Annotated in this window: 16 protein-coding genes; 5 read left to right on the forward strand and 11 right to left on the reverse strand. The window is 72.6% G+C overall.

Features of this window, described 5'->3' with window-relative positions; translation table 11 throughout:
• Positions 1 to 70 precede the first annotated feature (70 nt).
• Entirely contained in the window at positions 71 to 823 is a 753-nt protein-coding gene (locus tag IE275_RS10295) for an aspartyl/asparaginyl beta-hydroxylase domain-containing protein (protein ID WP_189710042.1), read from the forward strand.
• A gap of 75 nt (positions 824 to 898) precedes the next feature.
• Here the strand turns inward: IE275_RS10295 and IE275_RS10300 are convergent, their stop codons facing one another.
• Positions 899 to 2,233, reverse strand: a complete 1,335-nt coding sequence (locus IE275_RS10300; protein WP_189710044.1) for an aldehyde dehydrogenase family protein — start codon at positions 2,231 to 2,233, stop codon at positions 899 to 901.
• 165 nt (positions 2,234 to 2,398) lie between these two features.
• Here IE275_RS10300 and IE275_RS10305 point away from each other — a divergent pair, with 165 nt between their 5' ends.
• Positions 2,399 to 3,037, forward strand: a complete 639-nt coding sequence (locus IE275_RS10305; protein WP_189710046.1) for a TetR/AcrR family transcriptional regulator — start codon at positions 2,399 to 2,401, stop codon at positions 3,035 to 3,037.
• Positions 3,038 to 3,242: 205 nt separating this feature from the next.
• Here IE275_RS10305 and IE275_RS10310 read toward each other — a convergent pair whose 3' ends face one another.
• From IE275_RS10310 to IE275_RS10335, 6 genes are read right to left on the reverse strand one after another with little or no spacing between them, the layout of a single operon-like run.
• Positions 3,243 to 4,478 carry a cytochrome P450 family protein gene (locus IE275_RS10310; protein ID WP_189710048.1) on the reverse strand — a complete coding sequence of 412 codons (1,236 nt, stop codon included), beginning with the start codon at positions 4,476 to 4,478 and terminating at the stop codon, positions 3,243 to 3,245.
• Positions 4,475 to 5,698, reverse strand: a complete 1,224-nt coding sequence (locus IE275_RS10315; RefSeq protein WP_189710050.1) for a cytochrome P450 — start codon at positions 5,696 to 5,698, stop codon at positions 4,475 to 4,477. Before IE275_RS10315 ends, IE275_RS10310 begins: the two co-directional genes overlap by 4 nt.
• Complete coding sequence (locus IE275_RS10320; protein ID WP_373299195.1) at positions 5,695 to 6,321, reverse strand: GTP-binding protein; 627 nt, start codon at positions 6,319 to 6,321, stop codon at positions 5,695 to 5,697. The genes IE275_RS10315 and IE275_RS10320 overlap by 4 nt, the downstream gene beginning before the upstream one ends.
• A complete protein-coding gene (locus IE275_RS10325; protein ID WP_189710052.1) occupies positions 6,302 to 6,649 on the reverse strand; it encodes a DUF742 domain-containing protein in 348 nt (115 codons plus the stop codon). Before IE275_RS10325 ends, IE275_RS10320 begins: the two co-directional genes overlap by 20 nt.
• On the reverse strand, positions 6,646 to 7,053 hold the full coding sequence (locus IE275_RS10330; RefSeq protein ID WP_189710054.1) for a roadblock/LC7 domain-containing protein: 408 nt from the start codon (positions 7,051 to 7,053) through the stop codon (positions 6,646 to 6,648). Before IE275_RS10330 ends, IE275_RS10325 begins: the two co-directional genes overlap by 4 nt.
• Positions 7,050 to 8,654: a sensor histidine kinase gene (locus IE275_RS10335; RefSeq protein WP_189710056.1), complete on the reverse strand. Its 1,605-nt coding sequence runs from the start codon at positions 8,652 to 8,654 to the stop codon at positions 7,050 to 7,052. The genes IE275_RS10330 and IE275_RS10335 overlap by 4 nt, the downstream gene beginning before the upstream one ends.
• A gap of 287 nt (positions 8,655 to 8,941) precedes the next feature.
• Between IE275_RS10335 and IE275_RS10340 the strand changes: the two genes are divergently transcribed.
• Positions 8,942 to 9,697 (forward strand): GntR family transcriptional regulator, encoded by a 756-nt coding sequence (locus IE275_RS10340; protein WP_189710057.1) that lies wholly within the window; start codon positions 8,942 to 8,944, stop codon positions 9,695 to 9,697.
• A gap of 49 nt (positions 9,698 to 9,746) precedes the next feature.
• Positions 9,747 to 11,006: an MFS transporter gene (locus IE275_RS10345; RefSeq protein ID WP_189710059.1), complete on the forward strand. Its 1,260-nt coding sequence runs from the start codon at positions 9,747 to 9,749 to the stop codon at positions 11,004 to 11,006.
• A 110-nt stretch (positions 11,007 to 11,116) separates the two neighbouring features.
• Here IE275_RS10345 and IE275_RS10350 read toward each other — a convergent pair whose 3' ends face one another.
• Positions 11,117 to 12,721 carry an FAD-binding oxidoreductase gene (locus tag IE275_RS10350; RefSeq protein ID WP_189710061.1) on the reverse strand — a complete coding sequence of 535 codons (1,605 nt, stop codon included), beginning with the start codon at positions 12,719 to 12,721 and terminating at the stop codon, positions 11,117 to 11,119.
• Between the two features lie 73 nt (positions 12,722 to 12,794).
• Between IE275_RS10350 and IE275_RS10355 the strand changes: the two genes are divergently transcribed.
• On the forward strand, positions 12,795 to 13,469 hold the full coding sequence (locus IE275_RS10355) for a TetR/AcrR family transcriptional regulator (RefSeq protein ID WP_189710063.1): 675 nt from the start codon (positions 12,795 to 12,797) through the stop codon (positions 13,467 to 13,469).
• A gap of 87 nt (positions 13,470 to 13,556) precedes the next feature.
• Here IE275_RS10355 and IE275_RS10360 read toward each other — a convergent pair whose 3' ends face one another.
• From IE275_RS10360 to IE275_RS10370, 3 genes are read right to left on the reverse strand one after another with little or no spacing between them, the layout of a single operon-like run.
• Positions 13,557 to 14,771: an SGNH/GDSL hydrolase family protein gene (locus IE275_RS10360; RefSeq protein ID WP_189710065.1), complete on the reverse strand. Its 1,215-nt coding sequence runs from the start codon at positions 14,769 to 14,771 to the stop codon at positions 13,557 to 13,559.
• On the reverse strand, positions 14,768 to 17,143 hold the full coding sequence (locus tag IE275_RS10365; RefSeq protein WP_189710067.1) for a glycosyl hydrolase family 95 catalytic domain-containing protein: 2,376 nt from the start codon (positions 17,141 to 17,143) through the stop codon (positions 14,768 to 14,770). Before IE275_RS10365 ends, IE275_RS10360 begins: the two co-directional genes overlap by 4 nt.
• Before the next feature lie 53 nt (positions 17,144 to 17,196).
• Entirely contained in the window at positions 17,197 to 18,999 is a 1,803-nt protein-coding gene (locus tag IE275_RS10370) for an alpha-galactosidase D (RefSeq protein ID WP_189710069.1), read from the reverse strand.
• Positions 19,000 to 19,034: the final 35 nt, after the last annotated feature.

The following is a 19,034-nucleotide window of genomic DNA, read 5'->3' on the forward strand; positions in this document are numbered from 1 at the left end:
TTCGGCGCCTGCCATTTCCGGTGACGCTGCTCCTCGGCAAAGAGGTCGTTCAGGGAAGGAAGGCGTCGGGATGACACCGGAGATCGAAGCCGCGTTCGCGGCGATCAGAGACGAGTACGGCCCGGGGTCGATCGACCGGGTCGAACGGATGCTGGACGCGAACCCGCGGGACCGGGATCCCCTGCAGAAGCAGGCCAAGTGGATCATGCCGGGCATCTCCCGGAAGCCGTGGCACGACCGGTACGAGCACCCCGAGATCGCCCCCGTGGTGCGGGCCTTCGAGGCCGGGCACGCGGCGATCCGGGAGGAACTGGCCGAGGCCTGGGCCGAGCGGCGCGGCCGCTTCTCCGACTACGAGCACTACCTGGTCCGGCAGGAGGACTGGCAGGCGCTGTACCTCTACCGGGCGGGGAAGCCGGTCCTGGAATCCGAGCCGCTCGTACCGACGGCGTTCCGCATCCTCCAGGAGACGGCCGTCGACACCGAACGGATCTGCCCGCTGCTGGAGAGTCATTTCTCCACGCTGCTGCCGGGTGCGGCCATCGCGCCGCACTGCGACCTGTGGAACTTCAGCATCAACCTGCATCTCGCCGTCGACATCCCCGAGGGGTGCGGCATCAGCGTGGCCGGGGAGTCCCGCCGGTGGACCGAGGGAGAGTGCCTGCTCTTCGACTACTCCTTCGAGCACGAGGCCTGGAACCACGGCGACCGTCCCCGCACCTGCCTGCTGGTCGACCTCTGGCATCCCGAGACCACCGTTCCGGAGCGCAGGGCCCTCACATCGCTGGTCACCGAGGTCCGCCGGCTCACCGGCGAGGCCTGAGGGGCCGGCGGACGGACACCGGTCGTGGAGTCGCCGGGGCCGCGTCGGCGTCCTCCGACGCGGCCCCGGCGTCTGTCACGCCACCGTGCGGATCAGCTTCTTGTTGACGAACTCCTCCATGCCGAGGCGGCCGAGTTCGCGGCCGAAGCCGGAGCGCTTGACACCGCCGAAGGGCAGTTCGGCCCCCTCCGCGCCCACGCCGTTCACGAAGACCATGCCGGCCTCGATGCGGTCGGCGACGCGCGCGGCCTGCTCGGGGTCGGTGGTGAAGACGTAGGACCCGAGGCCGTACGGGGTGTCGTTGGCGATCCGCAGGGCGTCCTCCTCGTCGGCGGCCGGGAAGACCATCGCGACGGGGCCGAAGAGCTCCTGGCGGGCGGCGGCGTGCCGGGTGCTCAGCCCGGTGAGGACGCCCGCCGGGAAGAAGGCACCGTGCCGCTCGCCGTCGCTGTGCAGGGTGGCGCCCTCCGCCACGGCCGCGTCGACCTGGCGGGCGAGGGCCTCGGCGGCGGCGGCCGAGGACAGCGGGGCCCCGGTGGCAGCGGCGAGCAGCCGGGCGGTGAACTTCTCGACGAACGCGTCGTGCAGCTCGTCCGCGACCACGAACCGCTTGGCCGCGTTGCACGCCTGGCCGGTGTTGTCGAGGCGGGCGGCGACGGCCGCCTCGACGACGGCGTCCAGGTCGTCGGTGGACAGCACGACGAACGGGTCGGACCCGCCCAGTTCGAGGACGACCTTCTTCAGGTGCCGTCCGGCGATCTCGGCCACGGCGGCGCCGGCCCGCTCCGAACCGGTGAGCGACACCCCTTGCACCCTCGGGTCGGCGATCACGTCGGCGATCTGCTCGTTGCTGGCGTACACGTTGACGTACGCCCCGGCCGGGAAGCCGGCCTCGGTGAAGAGCCGTTCCAGCAGCGCGGCCGTGGCCGGACACTGGGGGGCGTGCTTGAGGACGAGGGTGTTGCCGACGGCGAGGTTGGGGGCGGCGAAGCGGGCGACCTGGTAGGCGGGGAAGTTCCACGGCATGATGCCGAGCAGGACACCCAGCGGGCCGCGCCGGACGACGGCGGTGCCGGGTCCTGAGGTGACCTTGAGCGGCTCGTCGGCGAGGAACTCCTCGGCGTGGTCGGCGTAGTAGTGGTAGATGTCGACGCAGAAGCCGATCTCGCCCTCCGCCTCCGCGAGGGGTTTGCCCATCTCCCGCACGATGCTCGCGGCGAGTTCGGCGCGGTGCAGTTCGTGCAGGTCGCCCAGGCGGCGCAGCAGCGCGGCGCGTTCGGCCACGGAGCCGGTGCGGCCCCAGGCGGTGGCGGCGTGGGCGGCGTCGACCGCCGCCGCGATCTCGGCGTCGGTGGCGGTCGGGTAGGTCTCGGCGACCTCGCCGGTGGTCGGGTCGGTGACGGCGTACATGGGGTCTCCAGGGTCTCGGGCGGCGGGTGGGGGACGGCTCGCCGGTCCGGACCTGTCGTCTCCCCCGCCGGTGTCACGTCCGTGACCGGTGGGGTTCCGGCCGAGTCTCTTATTGGGCGTGTGACCAATTGATTTATTGGTCACGTACTCAATAACATTCACCGCATGACGTCAAGAGGGCCCGGGAAGCGCGTCCGCAAGGCACCGGCCGAGCGCCGCCACGAGATCGTCGCCACGGCGGCGCGGGTGGGGCTCACCGAGGGCCTGGAGTGCGTGACGCTGCGCCGGGTCGCCGACGAGCTGGGGGTCCGGCCGGGGCTGGTCGGCCACTACTTCCCGGCGGCCGACGCATTGGTCGCCGAGGCGTTCACCGGCGCCACGATGGCCGAGCTGGACGGCCTGTTGCCGGAGCCGCCCGCCGAGGGCGACGGGCCGACCCCGGCCGGTGTCCTGCGGCGCTTCTTCACCCTGATCTCCGGCACCGAGTTCGACGACGTCAGCCGGCTGTGGCTGAACGCCCGTCACCTCTCCCGCTACCGGCCGGTGCTGCGCGAACACGTCGTCGCCCAGGAACTCCTGTGGTGCCGCCGCTTCGCGGGGGTCATCACCGACGGCACCGCGGCCGGGGAGTTCTCGTGCCCCAACCCCTGGGCCGCCGCCGCGCGCGTGCTCGTGGCGATCGACGGGGCCAGCACGTACATCAACACCAGCGCCGAGCACCGCGCGGAGCCGATCGCCACGATGCCGCGCACCGTGGCGGAGGCCGAACTCGGACTGCCGGCCGGGGCCCTGGGGCCCGGCTGACGGAGAGCCCGCAGGGGCTCCCGAGAGCCCGTGAGGGCCCGAGGACCCGTAAAAGCCCGAGGACCCGTAAGGGCCCGAGGACCCGAGGACCCGGCGCGTCTCCTCCGGCGGACGACCGCCGCGAGGACCGTGACGCGACCGGGCCAGGGCGGGCCCCGGGTGGGCCCCTGGCGGGCCCTTCCGTGTCCGACGTCGTTCGCGACCGTCAGTCGGTCGAGGCGGTGAGTCTGACGGGCAGCTCGAAGAGGTCGTTCTGGGTCACCACCGGCTTGTTGCGCAGGGCGGACGGCGCCACCGCCAGGTCCAGGCCGGGGAAGCGGGCGTACAGCGCGGGCAGCGCCACGCCCGCCTCGAGGCGGGACAGGGCCGCGCCGGGGCAGACGTGCGGACCGTGGCCGAAGGAGATGTGCCGGGTGCCGGTCTCGCGGGTGATGTCGAAGTCGCCCGCCGTGGGGCCGTGCGCCTCCTCGTCGCGGCCTATCGCCCCGTAGCTGACGATGAGCGCGTCGCCCGCCGGGAGGACCCGGTCGCCGACCGGTACGTCCTCGGTCGCGAACCGGATCAGGACGTGCGAGGTCGGGGTCGACCAGCGCAGGGTCTCCTCGATCACCGCCGACCAGTCCGCCGCGCCGGACAGGACCAGGGCCCGCTGGTCGGGGTGGGCGGAGAGGTTCACCACGGCGTTGACGATGAGCGAGATGGTCGTCTCGTGGCCGGCGGCGACCATGAGCTGGAGCGTGGAGACGATCTCCTCGTCGGTGAGGCGGTCGCCGTCCTCCGAGGCCTGGACGAGTGCGCTGGTCAGGTCGTCACCGGGCGCGGCGCGTTTGGCGGCGACCGTCTCGGCCATGATCCCCGCCAGCTCGACGAGGGTGGCGACGACCTCCTGCGGCGGGGTCTGGGTGGAGAAGAACTTCTCGAACAGCTCCTTCAGCCGCGGCAGGCGGCTCTCCTCGATGCCCATGAGGTCGGCGACGACGTACATCGGCAGCGGGTAGGCGAACTCCGCCTTGAGGTCGACGACGTCGGCGCCGGCGGGCAGCCGGTCCAGCAGCCGGTCGGTGAGTTCGGTGATCCGCGCCCGCATCGCCTCCACCCGGCGCGGGGTGAGGGCCTGCGCGACGAGGGTGCGCATCCGGCGGTGGTCGGCGCCGTCCACGGTCAGCATGGACCGGCCGGGGTTGGCCAGGCCGATCAGGGGCCAGTCGGGCGGGATCTCGCCGCGCTGCCAGGCGCCCCACACGTTGATGTCCTTGACCAGGCGCGGGTCCGTCAGCAGCGCTTTGGCCTCGGCGTGCCGGGTGACGGCCCATACGGGGACACCACCGGGCAGCTCGACCGCCGCCAGCGGTCCCGCCGCGCGCAGCTCGGCACTCTCGCCGTCGAGGTCGGAGACGAACGGATCCAGTGGAATCCGCAGCTCTTCGGTGCCGGACGTCATGATCGGTTGCCTCCCAGGGCAGGGGTCGGTGTGAACCGCACGGGCAGTTCGGTCAGCCCGCGCAGCCAAGGTGAGGGACGGCGGGCCAGGGATTCGGCCGGGACGTCGAGGTCGATGTCGGGCAGCCGGTCCAGGACGACCTCGATGCCGGTCCGGGCGATCACCTCGGCGATCTCCTGCGCCGGGAACGGGCAGCGGTGCTCGCCGTGACCGAAGGAGAAGTGGGCGTTGTTGCCGCCGGTGAGGTCCGCGCCGACGGGACGGACCTGAGGGTCGGAGTTGGCCGCCTGGAGGCCGAGGAGAAGCAGGTCGCCGGCCCGGATGTGGTGTCCGCCGAGGTGGGTGTCGCGCGACGCCCAGCGCCCGGCGACGTTCTGGGTGGGGGTGTCCTCCCAGAGCACCTCGTTCATCGCCTCGGCGACACTGTTGCGGCCTCCGAAGAGGGAGGCGGCGAACCGGCCGTCGGTGAGCATCAGGCGCAGCGAGTTGCCGATCCAGTCGGCGGTGGGCTGGTGTCCGGCCGCCATCATCACCATGAGGTCCTGGGCGATCTCCTCGTCGGTGAAGCCACTGGGGTCGGCCAGCATGCGGGAGACCACGTCGTCGGCCGGTGCGGCCCGGCGGGCGGCGAGCAACTCCCCCATGGAGAGGGCCAGATGGCTCTGCCCGGCGAGGGCGCGCTCCCGGCCGTCGATCATGTCGTTCAGCGCGGTGACCAGGCCCGGCCCGTCCTCGTCGGAGAAGCCGTACAGCCGGGCCAGCACGCGGACGGGCAGCAGCATGGCGTACTGGCCGATGAGGTCGGCGGTGCCCGTGGCGCTGACCGTGTCGATCAGTTCGTCGGCGAACCGCTCGGCGTGGCGGCGCAGTTGGCCCGGGTCGCTCGCCTCCAGCGCATTGCTGATCATGGCGGCCCGCTCGCGGTGCCGCTCACCGACGGTGTAGAGGATCGACGGCTGTTTGCGGCCGATCATGGGCAGCAGGGGCCAGTCGCCGGGGATCATGTCCCACTGGTTCCACAGGTCCGAGTCGCGGCTGAAGAGGACGGGGTCGCCGGTGACCTGGTGCAGTTCGCGGTAGCCGAGGACGAGCCAGGCCGGGACGTCGCCGTCCAGCAGGACGGGGGTGACCGCACCGTGCTCGGCGCGCATCTCCCGGTACAGGCGGGCGGGTTCGGTCTGGAAGCGGGGGCCGCTGAGCGCAACGGCGTCGGTGCTCACACGAACTCCCGTGGTGACGCGACGGCCGGGGCGGTCTGCCCGGCGTACCGGTTCTTGATGTGCTGGACGAGGGTGATGAGGACCTGCTTGCTGGACTCCCGGGAGCGGGCGTCGCAGTCGAGCAGGGGCACCTGCGGATCGAGGTCGAGGGCCTCGCGGACGTCCCTGTGCGCGTGGCGGGCGCCGCCGAAGTCGTTGCAGGCCACGATGAAGGGCGTGCCGTGGCGTTCCAGCCGGTCGATGGCGTACCAGGAGTCGTCGATGCGGCGGGTGTCGACCAGGACGACCGCGCCCAGGGTGCCGGAGAACAGCCGGTCCCACAGGAACCAGAAGCGTTCCTGGCCGGGCGCGCCGAAGAGGTAGAGCACGTTGCGCGCGTCCAGGGTGATCCGGCCGAAGTCGAAGGCCACGGTGGTCGCGGTCTTCCCCCGGATCTCGCTGATGTCGTCGACGGTCTCGCCGGCCCGCGTCATCGTCTCCTCGGTGTTGAGCGGCCGGATCTCGCTCACCGATCGGACCATGGTCGTCTTTCCGACGCCGAACCCGCCCACGACGACGATCTTGAGACCGTTGTCGGCGGTGGCACCCAGGGGGGTGCGTACGTCAGAGATTGCGGAGTCCAACGAGCACCTGCTCCAGGATGTCGGGGTCGGGGAGTACGGAGTTGCGCGGGTGACGGGCGCTGACCCGGCCGGTGGCGAGCAGGTCGGACAGCAGGATCTTGGTGATGCTCACGGGGAGTCCCAGTTCGGCGGCGACCTCCACCACGGCGGTGGGGGCCTGCGCCAGCCTGAGGATCGCCGCGTGCTCCGACTGCATGCCGGGGGTGGCGTCGCTCTCGGCCACCACCAGCGTCACCAGGTCGAAGGGGCTGTCGGGCCCGGACCGGCTGCGGCCCCCGGTGAGGGTGTAGAGCCGGTCGGGGGCGTCGTCCCTGCCGGGGCGCCTCATGCCGAGCGGGGCTGGGCCGTCAGATGCTCGCCCAGTTGTTCCACCAGCTCGCTCATGTTGTGCCCGACGAGTCCGGGTTCGGCCTCCTCGGTGGTGACGACGGCCAGGTGGGCGCCTTCGCCGGCCTCCACGATGAACAGTGTTCCGCCGTAGAACTCGGTCATGGAGGAGCGCACGCCTCCGCTGCCGTCGCCGAACTCGACGGAGGCGCCGTGCGACAGCGACTGGATGCCGGCGGCGATGGCGGCGAGCTGGTCGGCCTGGTCGACCGTCAGTTCCGGGGTGCGGCACAGCTTCAGCCCGTCGCGGGAGAGCACGAGGGCGTGGCGTGCGCCGGGGGTGCGCTCCAGGAGCCCTTCGATGAGCCAGGTGAGCTTCTCGTCGGCGGTGGTCGTGCCGGTCATGAGGTGGTGTCGCCTTCCGGGTGCGAGGGGGTGGGACCGTCGTCGGCCGCCGCGCTGTGCGGGGACGACGTCGTGTGCGGGGACGACGTCGTGTGCGGGTCGTCGGGGTCGGGCGGGATCGGGTGCCCGCCGGTGCGCTCTCCCGCGCCGGCCGCGCGTACCGCCTGGCGGAAGGCGCCGAAGCGGGTGGCACGGGTGCGGATGTCCTCGGGCGTGTCCGGGCGGTGCCGGGCCTCCTCGACGGCGGCCCGTGCGTTCTCGGCGGCGGCCAGGGTGCGGCCCCGGCGGCGCTTGGGCAGCCCGGTGTCGGCGGGCGGGGCGGCGCCGTCCGTCTCCTGGTGGGTCCGGGCTTCGTCCGGGTCCTGGTGGGGTTCGGCCGGGACGGGCTCGGTGAGGTTCCGCCGTGCGGCGGCCCGCGTGGGGACGGCGGGCGGCTGCGGGTCCGCCGCGGGGTGCGCCGGGGAGGCCGCCGCGGAGAGGATGTCCTGGGGGACGAGCATGAGCACACCGGTGCCGCCCCGGGCGGAGGGCCGGAAGGACACCTTCATGCCGTGCTTGCGCGAGAGCCGTCCGACCACGGCGAGACCGAGCCGGGTCCCGGTGAGTCCCCCGAGTTCGGTCGCGTCGCCGGCCACGGCCCGCTCGGCGCGGCGCAGCTGCACCTCGCCCATGACGAGTCCGCTGTCCTCCACGGAGACGATGACGCCGGCGGGCACTTCCTCGACGTAGACGTGGACTTCGGCGTTGGGGGGCGAGAAGTTGGCGGCGTTGTCGAGCAGTTCGGCCAGCGCGTGCATCACGCCCTCGGCCGCGTGCCCGGCCACGGCGCTGTCGCTCACGGAGTGCAGACGGATGCGCTGGTAGCCGCTGATCCGGCCCATGGCACCGCGCAGGATGGACTCCATGGAGATGGGGCGCGCCCAGCGGCGTCCCGAACGTGCCCCGGTGAGTACGGCGACGGAGTCGGCGAGGCGGCCGGCCTGTGCCGTGCGGTGGTCGAGATGCAGCAGGTCGGCCAGGACGTCTTCGTCGCTGTGCCGTTCCTCCATGTCACGCAGGTCCGCGAGGGTGCCGGTGGCCAGCGCCTGCATACGGGCCGCGGCATTGGCGGTCGCGGAGACCGCGGCGTCCCGTTCGCCGACGGCGCGGGCGAGCTTCTCGGCGAGGCCGCGCGCCTCGGCCGTGAGCCGGGCCCGCTCGGCCTCGGCCTCCTGGGCGCGCCGGGCCGCCTTCCTGGTGAACTCCTCGGCGAGCCGGGCTCGTTCGTCCGCGGCGGCGTCGGTGTGCCGCTGGTGTTCGTGGCGCGCCCGCTCGGCCTGGAGGTCACGCTCCTGGACCGCCCGTTCGGCGTCGGCGACCGCCGTGCGCAGTGCGGCCCGAACCTCCCGCCCGGTGCGTCGCGCGTGCACGGCGACGGTGACGGCCACGACCAGCAGGACCGCGCCGGCGGCGCCGCCCCAGCCCACGACGCCCTGTGCCGACGCGGGTACGGACGTGACGGCCCGTCCGACGGCGAGCGCGGACAGGGCGGCGGTCAGCAGGGGCAGCGGAAGCAGCGAACGGATGGTGGATCGGTCGCCGGAAGCGGCGGGCGCGGTCATCACTCGGGTCCTCGGGCGGCCGCGGCGAAACACGACCTTTTTGTGTCGTCCTAGGGGCAGATATTGCGCAGAAGTCCGTAGCTGGTGATCAACTGGCCGTCACTATACGAGAGTTCTCGATCGATCCCACAGACTTGACCGAACCCTGCCACCCACCTGTCCGCCCGCCGGGTCCGTTCGAGCACGGAGCGTAGCGCTACTCCAGTAGCTCTCCCGGGGCCCAGTAGCTTGCGAACTCCGTCCCAGATCACCAGCTGCCGCGCGGCAGAGCACCCGGAGAGTCACCGATGCCCCGAGAGGCGCCCTACCTCGCAGTGGCCGACACGCTGCGCGCCCGCGTTCTCGCGGGAGAGTGGGAGATCGGGGAGCGCCTGCCGTCCCGCGCCCGGCTCGCCCAGGAGTACGGGGTCGGGCGCAATGTGATGCAGAGGGCCGTGGACCGTTTGATCGTCGAGGGCCTCCTCGAAGGGCGCGCCGGCTCGGGCACCTACGTCCGCGTGCCGCGTGAGCGCCTGCGGATGATCCGTTCCCGGCACCGCGGACACCGGGGCTCCCCCACGCTCGCGGGCCTGCGGGAGCGCGGCAGGGCGGGCTCCTGGGACGCGCACAGCCAGGTGCGTGTGCCCGCCCCCGAGGCGATCGCCGAGCGGCTCGCCATCCGCCCCGGGGACCTCTGCGTCGCCACGCACTACGAGTTCCTCGCCGACGGGCAGCCCGTCCAGCTCTCCGCGTCGTGGGAGCCGATGGCCATCACGGGCGGAACGCCGGTCGTCCTGCCCGAGAAGGGCCTCCTCGCGGGCAAGGGAGTGGTCGAGCGGATGCGGTCCATCGGCGTGGCCGTCGAGACCGTGGTCGAGCTGCCGCGTCCGGCACGTGCCACCCAGGCGCAGGCGAAGCTCCTCGGGATCGGCCTCGGGGACCTCGTCCTGCGGATCGAGCGGATCATCTACGACACCGCGGGACGTCCCGTGGAGACCGCCGACATCGTCGTTCCGGACGTACGGCGGGAAGTGGTCTACGAGTTCGGAGTCGACCGTCCGTAGCCGTCGCAGCCGGCGGAGCGGAATCCAGAACCCACAACAGGCGGATCGCATGCCCTCACCCTCCAGGCCCGGACTCCTGCGCGAACCGGACTTCGCGCGCCTGTTCGCCGCCACCGCGCTCGGCCAGCTGGGCGACCGCGTCGTCTTCCTGGCACTGCCCCTGGTCGCCATCGTCGCGTTGCACGCCGACGAGTTCCAGGTCGGACTGCTGACCGCGACGACGACGGCGGGCTCCCTCCTGGTCGGACTGCCGGCGGGCGCGTGGGTGGACCGGCTGCGGAAGCGGTCGGTACTGATCGGCACCGATCTCGCCAGGGCGCTGGTCCTGCTGACGATACCGATGGCGTCGTGGGCGGGCCTGCTCACCATGCGCCGGCTCTACGCCGTCGCCCTGGTCCACGGGGTGCTGACCGTCTTCTTCGATGTGGCGTACGCCGGCTGTCTGCCGCACCTGGTGGGACGCGACCGTCTCCTCGAAGGGAACGCCGCCCTCTCGGCCGTCCGGGCCGCGACCGGTATCGGCGGGCCGGCGGTGGCGGGAACGCTGGTCGGCTGGGCCGGAGCCCCCGCGACACTGTTGGCGGGCTCGTTCGGGATGGCCGTGTCGGGTCTGCTCGCGTCCGGTATCCGCACCCGCGAACCTCGTCCCGAGCCGAGCGAACGCCGGCGCCTGGGGCGCGAGATCAAGGAGGGCCTGACGTTCGTTCTCCGGCGGCCCGCCCTGCGCGCGATCATCCTGAGCGACGCGCTGTTCAACCTCTTCCTGGTCATGTACCAGACCATGCTGCTGGTCTTCCTGGAACGCGGGATCGGCCTCGGATCGTTCGGCATCGGCCTGGTCCTGTCGGGAATGGGCTGTGGCGCCCTGCTGGGCGCGTTGTGCGCGACCAGGGTCTCGACCTGGATCGGCCACGGCCGGATCATCTGGCTCGCGCCCCTGCTCACGTGTCCGCCGACCGCGCTCATGCCGTTGTCGCGACCGGGCTGGAGCGTGTACGTGGCCGCGGCCGGACTCGCGGCCCTCTCGCTGGGCGGAGTCGTCCGCGTGGTGGCCCAGTCGAGCTTCCAGCAGGCCCTCGCACCGGACCGGCTCCTGGGCCGGACGACCGCGACCGCCCGGTTCGTGTCCTGGGGCGGTATCCCCCTGGGCGGACTGCTCGGCGGGGCCTGCGGCTCCGCGTTCGGTGCGACCACCACCCTGTGGATCGGTGCGGCCGGGATGACGCTGAGCGTCGTCCCGAACGCCCTGTCCCCGCTCCGGTCCGTGCGCGGGTTCCCCACCGCGCACGACCCCGAGTTCGCGCGCTGAGACCGCACAGCGCCCTCTTCTGCGACGGCCACGGCCCACCCGGGACCCGGCCGGCGGCAACACCGTGGGCGGTCCGGCCGCCGTCGCACCGGATCCGGCCCGCGGCGCGGTCAACCGTCCACGAGCACCCCGGGGTTGAGAACCCCGCAGGGGTCCAGGGCGTGCTTCGCGGCACGCAGGGCCCGGGCGAAGGGTTCCGGGCGCTGGAGGTCGTACTGGGGGCGGTGGTCGCGGCCGACGGCGTGGTGATGGGTGATGGTGGCGCGGTGGCGGTGCAGGACATCACCGGCGACGGCCTTGAGGTCGTCCCAGACCGCCACCTCATCGCCGGGGCGCCCGCCGGCGATCACGGTGAAGTAGGGTGCCGCGCCGTCGGGATAGACGTGGGTCAGACGGCAGTTGACGAGCGCGGGACGGCCGGTGGCCCGGTGCGCGGCGGCGCCGACCTCCGTGCGGACGGCGTCGATCAGGGCGGGCAGCCGGTCCCAGGTGGTGGCCGTCTCGAAGGTCTCGGCGACGGCTCCCATCCGGACGAGGCCGTCACGCAGATAGGGCATGCGCAGAAAGGCGGAGCGCCATGCGCCGACGGCCGAGTCGGCGGGTGCGGACGGGTCGGCGGGGCCGCTCGTGGTCCGGCCGCCGTGTGCGCGGGCCAGCTCGACCGCTTGGGCGAGGCGGTCGTCCACGGGCGCCGTCGAGGACTCGAAACCGAGGACGAGGACGGCACGGCCGTCCGTGGCGGCGCCGGAGAGGGCGGCCTCGCCGGAGTCCAGCAGACGGCAGTTGGCGGGCGCGAGGTCGGACTGGGCGAGGGCACGCACCGCGGGCAGCGCGGCGTGGAAGTCGGTGAAGGACACCGAGGCGGAGGCCTTGTGGTCCGGACGGTCCTGAAGGCGCATCCACGCCTCGGTGATGACACCCAGGGCGCCCTCCGAGCCGAGGAAGAGGCGGTCGGGCGAGGGGCCCGCACCGGAGGCGGGAAGCCGCCAGGAGGTGGTGGTGCCGGCGGGCGTGACCACGCCGAGGGACTGGGTGAAGTCGTCGATGTGGGTGCGCGTGGTGGCGTAGTGCCCACCCGCCCGGGTGGCCAGCCAGCCACCGAGGGTGGAGAACTCGAAGCTCTGCGGAAAGTGCCGCAGCGTCAGCCCGTGCGGGCGGAGCCGGTCTTCCAGCGCGGGGCCGAGGATGCCCGCCCGGATACGGGCGGCGCGGCCGACGGTGTCGATCTCCAGAACCTGGTCCATGGCGCTCAGGTCCAGGGACAGCACGGCGCGATGGGCCTCGCCCCGGTACTCCACCCCGCCGACGACCGAGGAGCCGCCGCCGTAGGGGATGACGGCGACCTGTCGCTCGCCGGCCCATTCGAGCAGGTCGGCCACATCCTGGTCGGTCACCGGGTGGGCGACCAGGTCGGGAATCCGGCCCGGCCGGCCGCGCAGGGCGCGCGCGACGTCGCGGAACGCCTTGCCCATGGCGTGAGCGGCCCGGGGTGCGGGGTCGTACGTCACCAAGTGCCCGAGGCTGGACGGCGCTTCGACGGCGGGGCCGCCGATGCGCAGGTCGGCCACCCGCGGCACGGGCAGCGGACGGGCCAGGGTTCCGGGAACCAGGGCGCCGAGCGCCACGCATTCGGCGTCGTCGGGGTGGGCGTCGGCCCATCCCCACCCCCACCAGGAGCGGGTGCGGAGCGTTCGCGGCAGGGTCTGGTCGGGCATGGGAGGACTCCTTGACTCCGTCGTCGCACACGAATTTACCAATCGGTAAATTACCCTATGGTAAATTCGAGGGATGGCAATCCCCTCCGCCCGAGCGGGCACCAAAGGCGTCCCGCGAGCCCAGCGCGAACAGCAGATCCTCGCCGCGGCCACGGAGGAGTTCGGCCGCCGCGGCTACGAGGGCACCTCGCTCGCGAGCGTCGCCGACCGGGTCGGTGTCACCAAGACGCTGCTGCACCAGTACTTCGGCGCGAAGCAGGATCTCTACCTCGCCTGCCTGGTCCCGGTCGGCGACCGGCTCGTGTCGGCCGTCCGGTCCGCCATGGCGGACACCGAGGGCGCCGGCACCCCCGCGGCGCGGTCCGCCGGCGGGGACAGGCCGACGCGAACGCCCCCGCCGTCCACACCACTGCGGGTGATGCACGCCCTCTTCACCGCGCTGGAGGCACAGCGAGAGGCATGGTTCGTCCTCTACGACACCACTCTCCCGCCCGACAGCGAGGCCGCCCGCCGCGCCCGGGAGTACCGGGCCGCCATCGACGCCTGCGCGGCCGCGGGCACCGCCGACGTGCTGCTCGCGGCGGGCTCCTTCGACTCCCTGGACGCCGACGCCCTCAGTCACGCCTGGCGCGGCCTGGCCACCGCCCTGGTCCGCTGGTGGATCCACCACCCCGACGAGTCCGCGGACGCCATGACCGAGCGCTGCACCCGCCTGTTCACGGCGGCCCGGGACGTCCTCGGCCCGTAGCGCCCGGGCCCACGAGCCCCGGCGTGTCGTCATCGCGCGGGCATCCCGACCCGCCGTGTCGGCGGGCCGTCGGACGGGACAGCGGGTTCAGCCGTCGGCGTGCTCGCAGTCCAGGGTGGCGAGGTCCACGGCGTCGGCCATCGCCTGCATGCCCTTGTCGTCGGGGTGCAGATGATCGCCGCCGTCGAAGACGGGCAGGATGCGCTGGGGGTCGTAGGGGCTGCGCAGGATGCGGTCGAAGTCGGTGACGGCGTCGAACTCGCCACTGTCCCTGATGAAGGCGTTGACGTCCCGGCGGACCGACTCGGCGGCCGGATCCCATTCCGGCCAGCCCTTGAACGGCGCCACCGTCGCACCGACGACGCACTTGCCGGCCGCGTGCACCCGCTCGATGATCTCCCGGTAGCCGGAGATCATGTCCTGGGCGGTGACGCCGGAGTGGGCCTTGATGTCGTTGACGCCCTCGAAGAGGAACACGGTCCGTACGCCCGGCTGGGACAGCACGTCCCGGTCCAGCCGGTGGAGGGCGCTGGGCCCCGCGCCGTCCGCGAGCACCTTGTTGCCGGAGATCCCCTCGTTGGCCACCCCCTTCACCGTGGTGAGCGAGGACTTCCGGAGCCGTCGGGCCAGATAGTCGGGCCACCGGCGGTTCAGGTCCGAGGAGGACTGCCAGCCGTCCGTGACGGAGTCGCCCAGCGTCACCACCGCGCCGGTCGTGGCGGACGTACGGACACTCACGGCGTCGAGGTAGAACCAGGAGCCGGTGGTGTCCTTCCAGTTGACGGCGTCCTCCTCGCCGGTGTGGTCGCCCTGCGTCAGGTACGACGTCTGCATGGCCATGCCGTGACCGGTCGCCGGACCCGCCGCGTCGGGCGAGTGGATGCTGATCAGCAGGTCGCTCGCGGCGGCCAGCCGGCCCGGCAGCGGATCGCTGCGGACCGTGGCACCGGCGGGGACGGTGACGGACCGCCCGCCGGCGAAGGTCAGCCGGCGGTTGCTGCCGCGGACCAGTGCGGCGCCCTGCTCGCGGATGCCGACGTACACGCTGTCGAAGGTCACCGGCCGGTCCCCGAAGGCGTTGGAGAGCCGGATGCGCAGGTCGTCCCCGCCCACACTGGTGCGCACGGCGAGCCGGTAGCCGCGGCCCGCGACCGCGTCGCCCGTCCGGTCGGCGCTCGCCGCCCAGGTGACGACGTCGTGCCGCCGCTCGGCGGCCCCGGCGGTGGCGGGAGTGCCCTGCACGGCCAGGGCCAGGAACAGGACGGCGGCGAGCAGCCTCGGTGCGGTCCGCCGGGCCCTCATCGAGCAAGGTCCTTCAGCGTGACGGAGCCGCCCGCCTCCAGGGTGACCGTGCGGGAGACCTCGCCGTGGGCCACCTTCGTGGTGCGGCCTCCGGTGCTCCGCAGCCGTACCTCGGTCGGCTTGCCGTATCGCCACGCCAGGTCCACGACAAACCCGCCGCGTACGGGAACTCCGGTGACCGAGCCCGCCTCGGCCCACGCGTCGGGGAGCGCCGGCAGCACTTCCACCGAACCGGGGCGGGAGTACACCAGCATCTCCATCATCGCCGCCGGGGTACCGAAGTTGGCGTCGATCTGGAAGATGCCCCGGCCCGGTGCCATCTCGTAGATGTCGAAGAGGTTGAACGCCGTGCCGTTGCCGCCGTTCACCGAGGGGCGGAGGTTGTTGACGACGAGCCGGTAGGCGTTCTCGGCGTTCTTGAGCCGGGCCCAGCACAGGCCGCGCCAGGCGTTCGCCCAGCCGAAGCTCTCCGTGCCGCGCGCGGTCAGCAGGGCGGTGACGCCGTCGATGAGGTCGGCGGGGGTGGAGGCGTCGGGCCGGATGCGGTCCCCGGGGAAGAGGCCGACGAGCGGGGACAGATGCCGGTGGGTGGTCTCCCCGAGGTTGTCCGGGGACATCCACTCCTCCAGCCAGCCCGTCGTGGGGCTCACCCGGGGCAGGTGGAGCTTCTCGCGCAGGCCCGCGATGGTGGCGGCGTACCCGGTGTCCTTCCTGAGCCGCGCGGACGCCGCGGCGTAGTTGCCGAAGAGCGCCCACACGAGTTCCTGGGCGTAGGTGATGCCCTTGGCGTCGAGCGGTCCGTGCTCGGGCGACCAGTCGCTGTCGGCGATGAGGACCTCCCGCGAGCCGCCCGGCAGGGTCGTGGTGAGGAGCCTCGCCTCCCAGAACTCGCAGGCACCCTTCAACAGCGGGTAGATGCGCTCCAGGTGGGAGCGGGAGACGGTGTACTCGTAGTGCTCGAAGAGGGTGTTGCACAGCCAGGCGCTCCCCGCGGGGTGCCACCACCAGCCGTTGCCGCCATGGGGGTTGGTGGAGATCGCGACGGTCCATCCGGCGTTCTTGCCGCTGGAGTTGCGGTAGCGGTTGCGCGGGTCGTTGAACAGCTCGCGGGTGAGGGACGTCCAGGACGGGAGCTGGGCGAGGCAGTAGTCGGTCAGGGCGTCGAAGCACGGCGACAGGCCGGCGCGGTCGGCCATCCAGTAGTTCATCTGGAGGTTGATGTCGGTGTGGTAGTCGCCCATCCACTCGGGATCGTTGCCGTCGAGCCACAGACCCTGGAGGTTCAGCGGGAGGCTGCCGCGGGATCCGGCGATCATCAGGTAGCGGCCGTACTGGAGGTAGGCGGCCTCGAGTTCGGGGTCGGGCGCTCCGCCGTGCGCCCGCGCGTTCAGCCGCTCCCAGGTGTCCAGGGAGCGTTGGGCCTCCGTGGAGGTGCCGAGGGAGAGGTCCAGCCGCCCGAACAGGTCACCGTGGTCGGCGGCATGGGTGCGCAGCAGGGTGTCCGCCGAGTGGGCGGCGGCGGCGCGCACCTTGGCGCGGGCCAGCTTCTCCGGGTCGAGGGAGGGGTCGCGGTACTTCGCCTCGGCGTCGGGGGCGTAGTCGGTGCCGCCGCTGACCACCACGGTCAGGTCCGTGCAGCCGGAGAAGTCGATGCGCGTGCCGTTCACCCGGACCCGGCCGCCGGTGCCGTACGCCGTGACGGCCGCCCCGTAGCGCAGGCCGCCGGGGAAGGAGCCGGCGAACGACTCGGCCGTGGACGGGGTTTCGCCGTGCGTGCCGTCCAGGGTGACGGATCCGGTGTAACGGCCGCGGCCGTTCTGGGTGAAGTGCAGGACGATCACGTCGTCGGGGCGGCTCGCGAACATCTGCCGGCGGTAGGTCACGCCGGAGCGGACGTAGGTCGTCGTCACCACGCCGCGGGCGAGGTCGAGGGTGCGGCGGTAGTCGTTGACGGCGGACAGGTCGTGGCCGGGCAGGTCGACGGTGAGCCGGGCGAGCAGGGTGAACGAGCCGAAGTCGTCGCGGCCGTAGGGGAACTGGCCGTCGGCGTCGAGCGTGTCGTTGACGCCGCCGGTCCACATCGTGGCGTCGGTGACGAGGAGGAGCTCGCGGCCGGGGTCGTTGCCGGCGAGGGCGCCGAGGCGGCCGTTCCCGAGGGGCAGGCCCTGCTCGATCATGGAGTGCTCGTCGGCGGGGGCCCGCCACCACAACAGGTGGCGGGAGGAGGTGACTCGTTCGGGCGCGGCCGTGGGCCGGTGCGGCGCCGCGGAGGCGGTGAAGGCGGGCAGGCTGCCGAGGGCGGCGGTGACGGAGGCGGTCGCGGCGAGGGAGAGGAGGGTACGTCTGCTGGGATCGGCCGGGCGGGGGTTCATGGCGACTCCGGACGTCTGAGAGGGCCCGGCGGGAGGCCGGGCCCCACGGGTGATCAGGCGGACTTCGGTACGTCGATCCGGTCGATGTCCGGTGCGTAGCCGGACCCGCTGTCGAGGGTGATCGTGTTGGCGCCGGCCTTCAGCGTCACGGGGACGTACACGCCGGCGGCGGTGCCCCAGTCACCGGTGGACGCGAATGTGTGGCGGGTGGTGCCGCCTCCGTTGGCGGACACGTCGAGCGAGCGCGGGTCGCCGCTGACGTAGGTGACCTTGACCTGGTAGGTGCCGGCCTTGGCGACGACGACGTCGTTGAAGCGCAGCGAGCCGCCGAGGTAGAGGTTGCCGACCTTCTTCTCGCCCGAGCAGGCGGAGCAGCCGGCGACGGACGCGTTGCCGGCGAGGGTGTTGGCGGGCGCCTCGGCCTCGTAGGCCGTCGTGGTGACGGCGCCGCCGCGCGGGGTGACGGTGAAGAGGCGGGAGCCGTGGGCGGGGAGCGCCTGGGTGATCCTGTTCTGGCGGGTGCCGAGGTTCTCGTGGTTCCAGACGTCCCGGACGCCGGCCTTGCCGGTGAAGCCGAGCGTGCCCCAGTCGGCGGTCACCGCGGCGGGCGCGTCGGCGAGGTTGAACAGGGCGACGGTGTAGGTGCCGTCGGGGTTCTTCGCCGCCCACACCTGCTGGGGGTCGGCGGGGGTGACGGGCTGCGCGGGCGGGGCGTCGCCCTGGTTGATCGCGATGACCTCGCGGTCGGTCAGCAGGGACAGGCCGTAGGAGTCCAGGCGGGTGAGGTCGTCGCCGGTGTAGAGCGGGGACTTGGCGATCGCCCACAGGGTGGCGTAGCTCTGCCGCTCGGCCTTGGTCAGGCCGTCCATCTCGCCGTTCCCGACGTCGAGGGAGTCGAGGTCGTTCCAGCCGCCGGGGCCGGCGTGCCGGGTCCAGGCCGGGGCGTCGTCCCAGCGGTCGTCGACGGAGTTCTCCCAGCTGACCAGGGTGTTGCAGTAGCACTCGACGTCGGTGTCGATGCGCCAGCCCTGGGAGTACTTCTTCCAGTCGGCGGCGTGGCCGATGTCGAGGGACCAGGAGATCTCGAGGTGGATCGGGCGTCCGGTGGCGGCGATCGCCTTGTTCCAGGCGGCCACGTCGGCAACGTTGTCGTACTGGTCGCCGTTCTTGCCGGAGCCCGGTCCGACACCGTCGAGCTTGAGAAAGTCGTAGCCCCAGTCGGCGATCGAACGGGCCTGGGAGTCGATGTACTTCTGCGTGCAGGGGCGGGAGAAGTCGAGCTTGTACGAGCTGTCCCAGCCGTTGGTGGTGCGCAGGTCGCCGTGGACGATGTCGGCGGTGGTGCAGCCGTCGGCGTTCCAGATCGGCGACTTCCCGTCGTTGTACGCCTCCTTCTCCAGGCCGGCGGGCAGGTAGATGCCGGCCTTGAGGCCCTTGGCGTGGATGCGGTCGGCGACGGACTTCATGCCGTTCGGGAAGCGGACCGGGTCGGCCTGCTGCCGCGCGTACCGGTCGAACTCCGGCTTCCACGTCTTGTCGCGCCACCAGCCGGCGTCGATGTTGACGTACTCGTAGCCGTACTTCTTCAGCTTGGCGGCCAGGGCGTTCGTCTGCTTGAGAACGTTCGCCTCGGTCAGGTAGCTGTAGTCGCCGTCCGGGTTGAGGCCGGGGTACTTGGAGGACTGCATGCTCCAGCTCGACCAGCCCATGAAGGGCTTGGCGGCGACGGGGGCGGCAGTCGGGGCGGTGTCCGCCTGTGCGGCCGGGGCGGCCGTCAGCAGGCCCGCGGCGAGGGCCAGGACGGCCGTCGTTCTCAGGGCGCGAGCGGGCAGGGCGGGGTACGGGGATGACCGCATGGGTCGAACCTCCGGGGCTTTGGTGGGGTGGGGGC

Source organism: Streptomyces phaeofaciens (assembly GCF_014648915.1).
Classification (GTDB): Bacteria; Actinomycetota; Actinomycetes; order Streptomycetales; family Streptomycetaceae; genus Streptomyces; species Streptomyces phaeofaciens.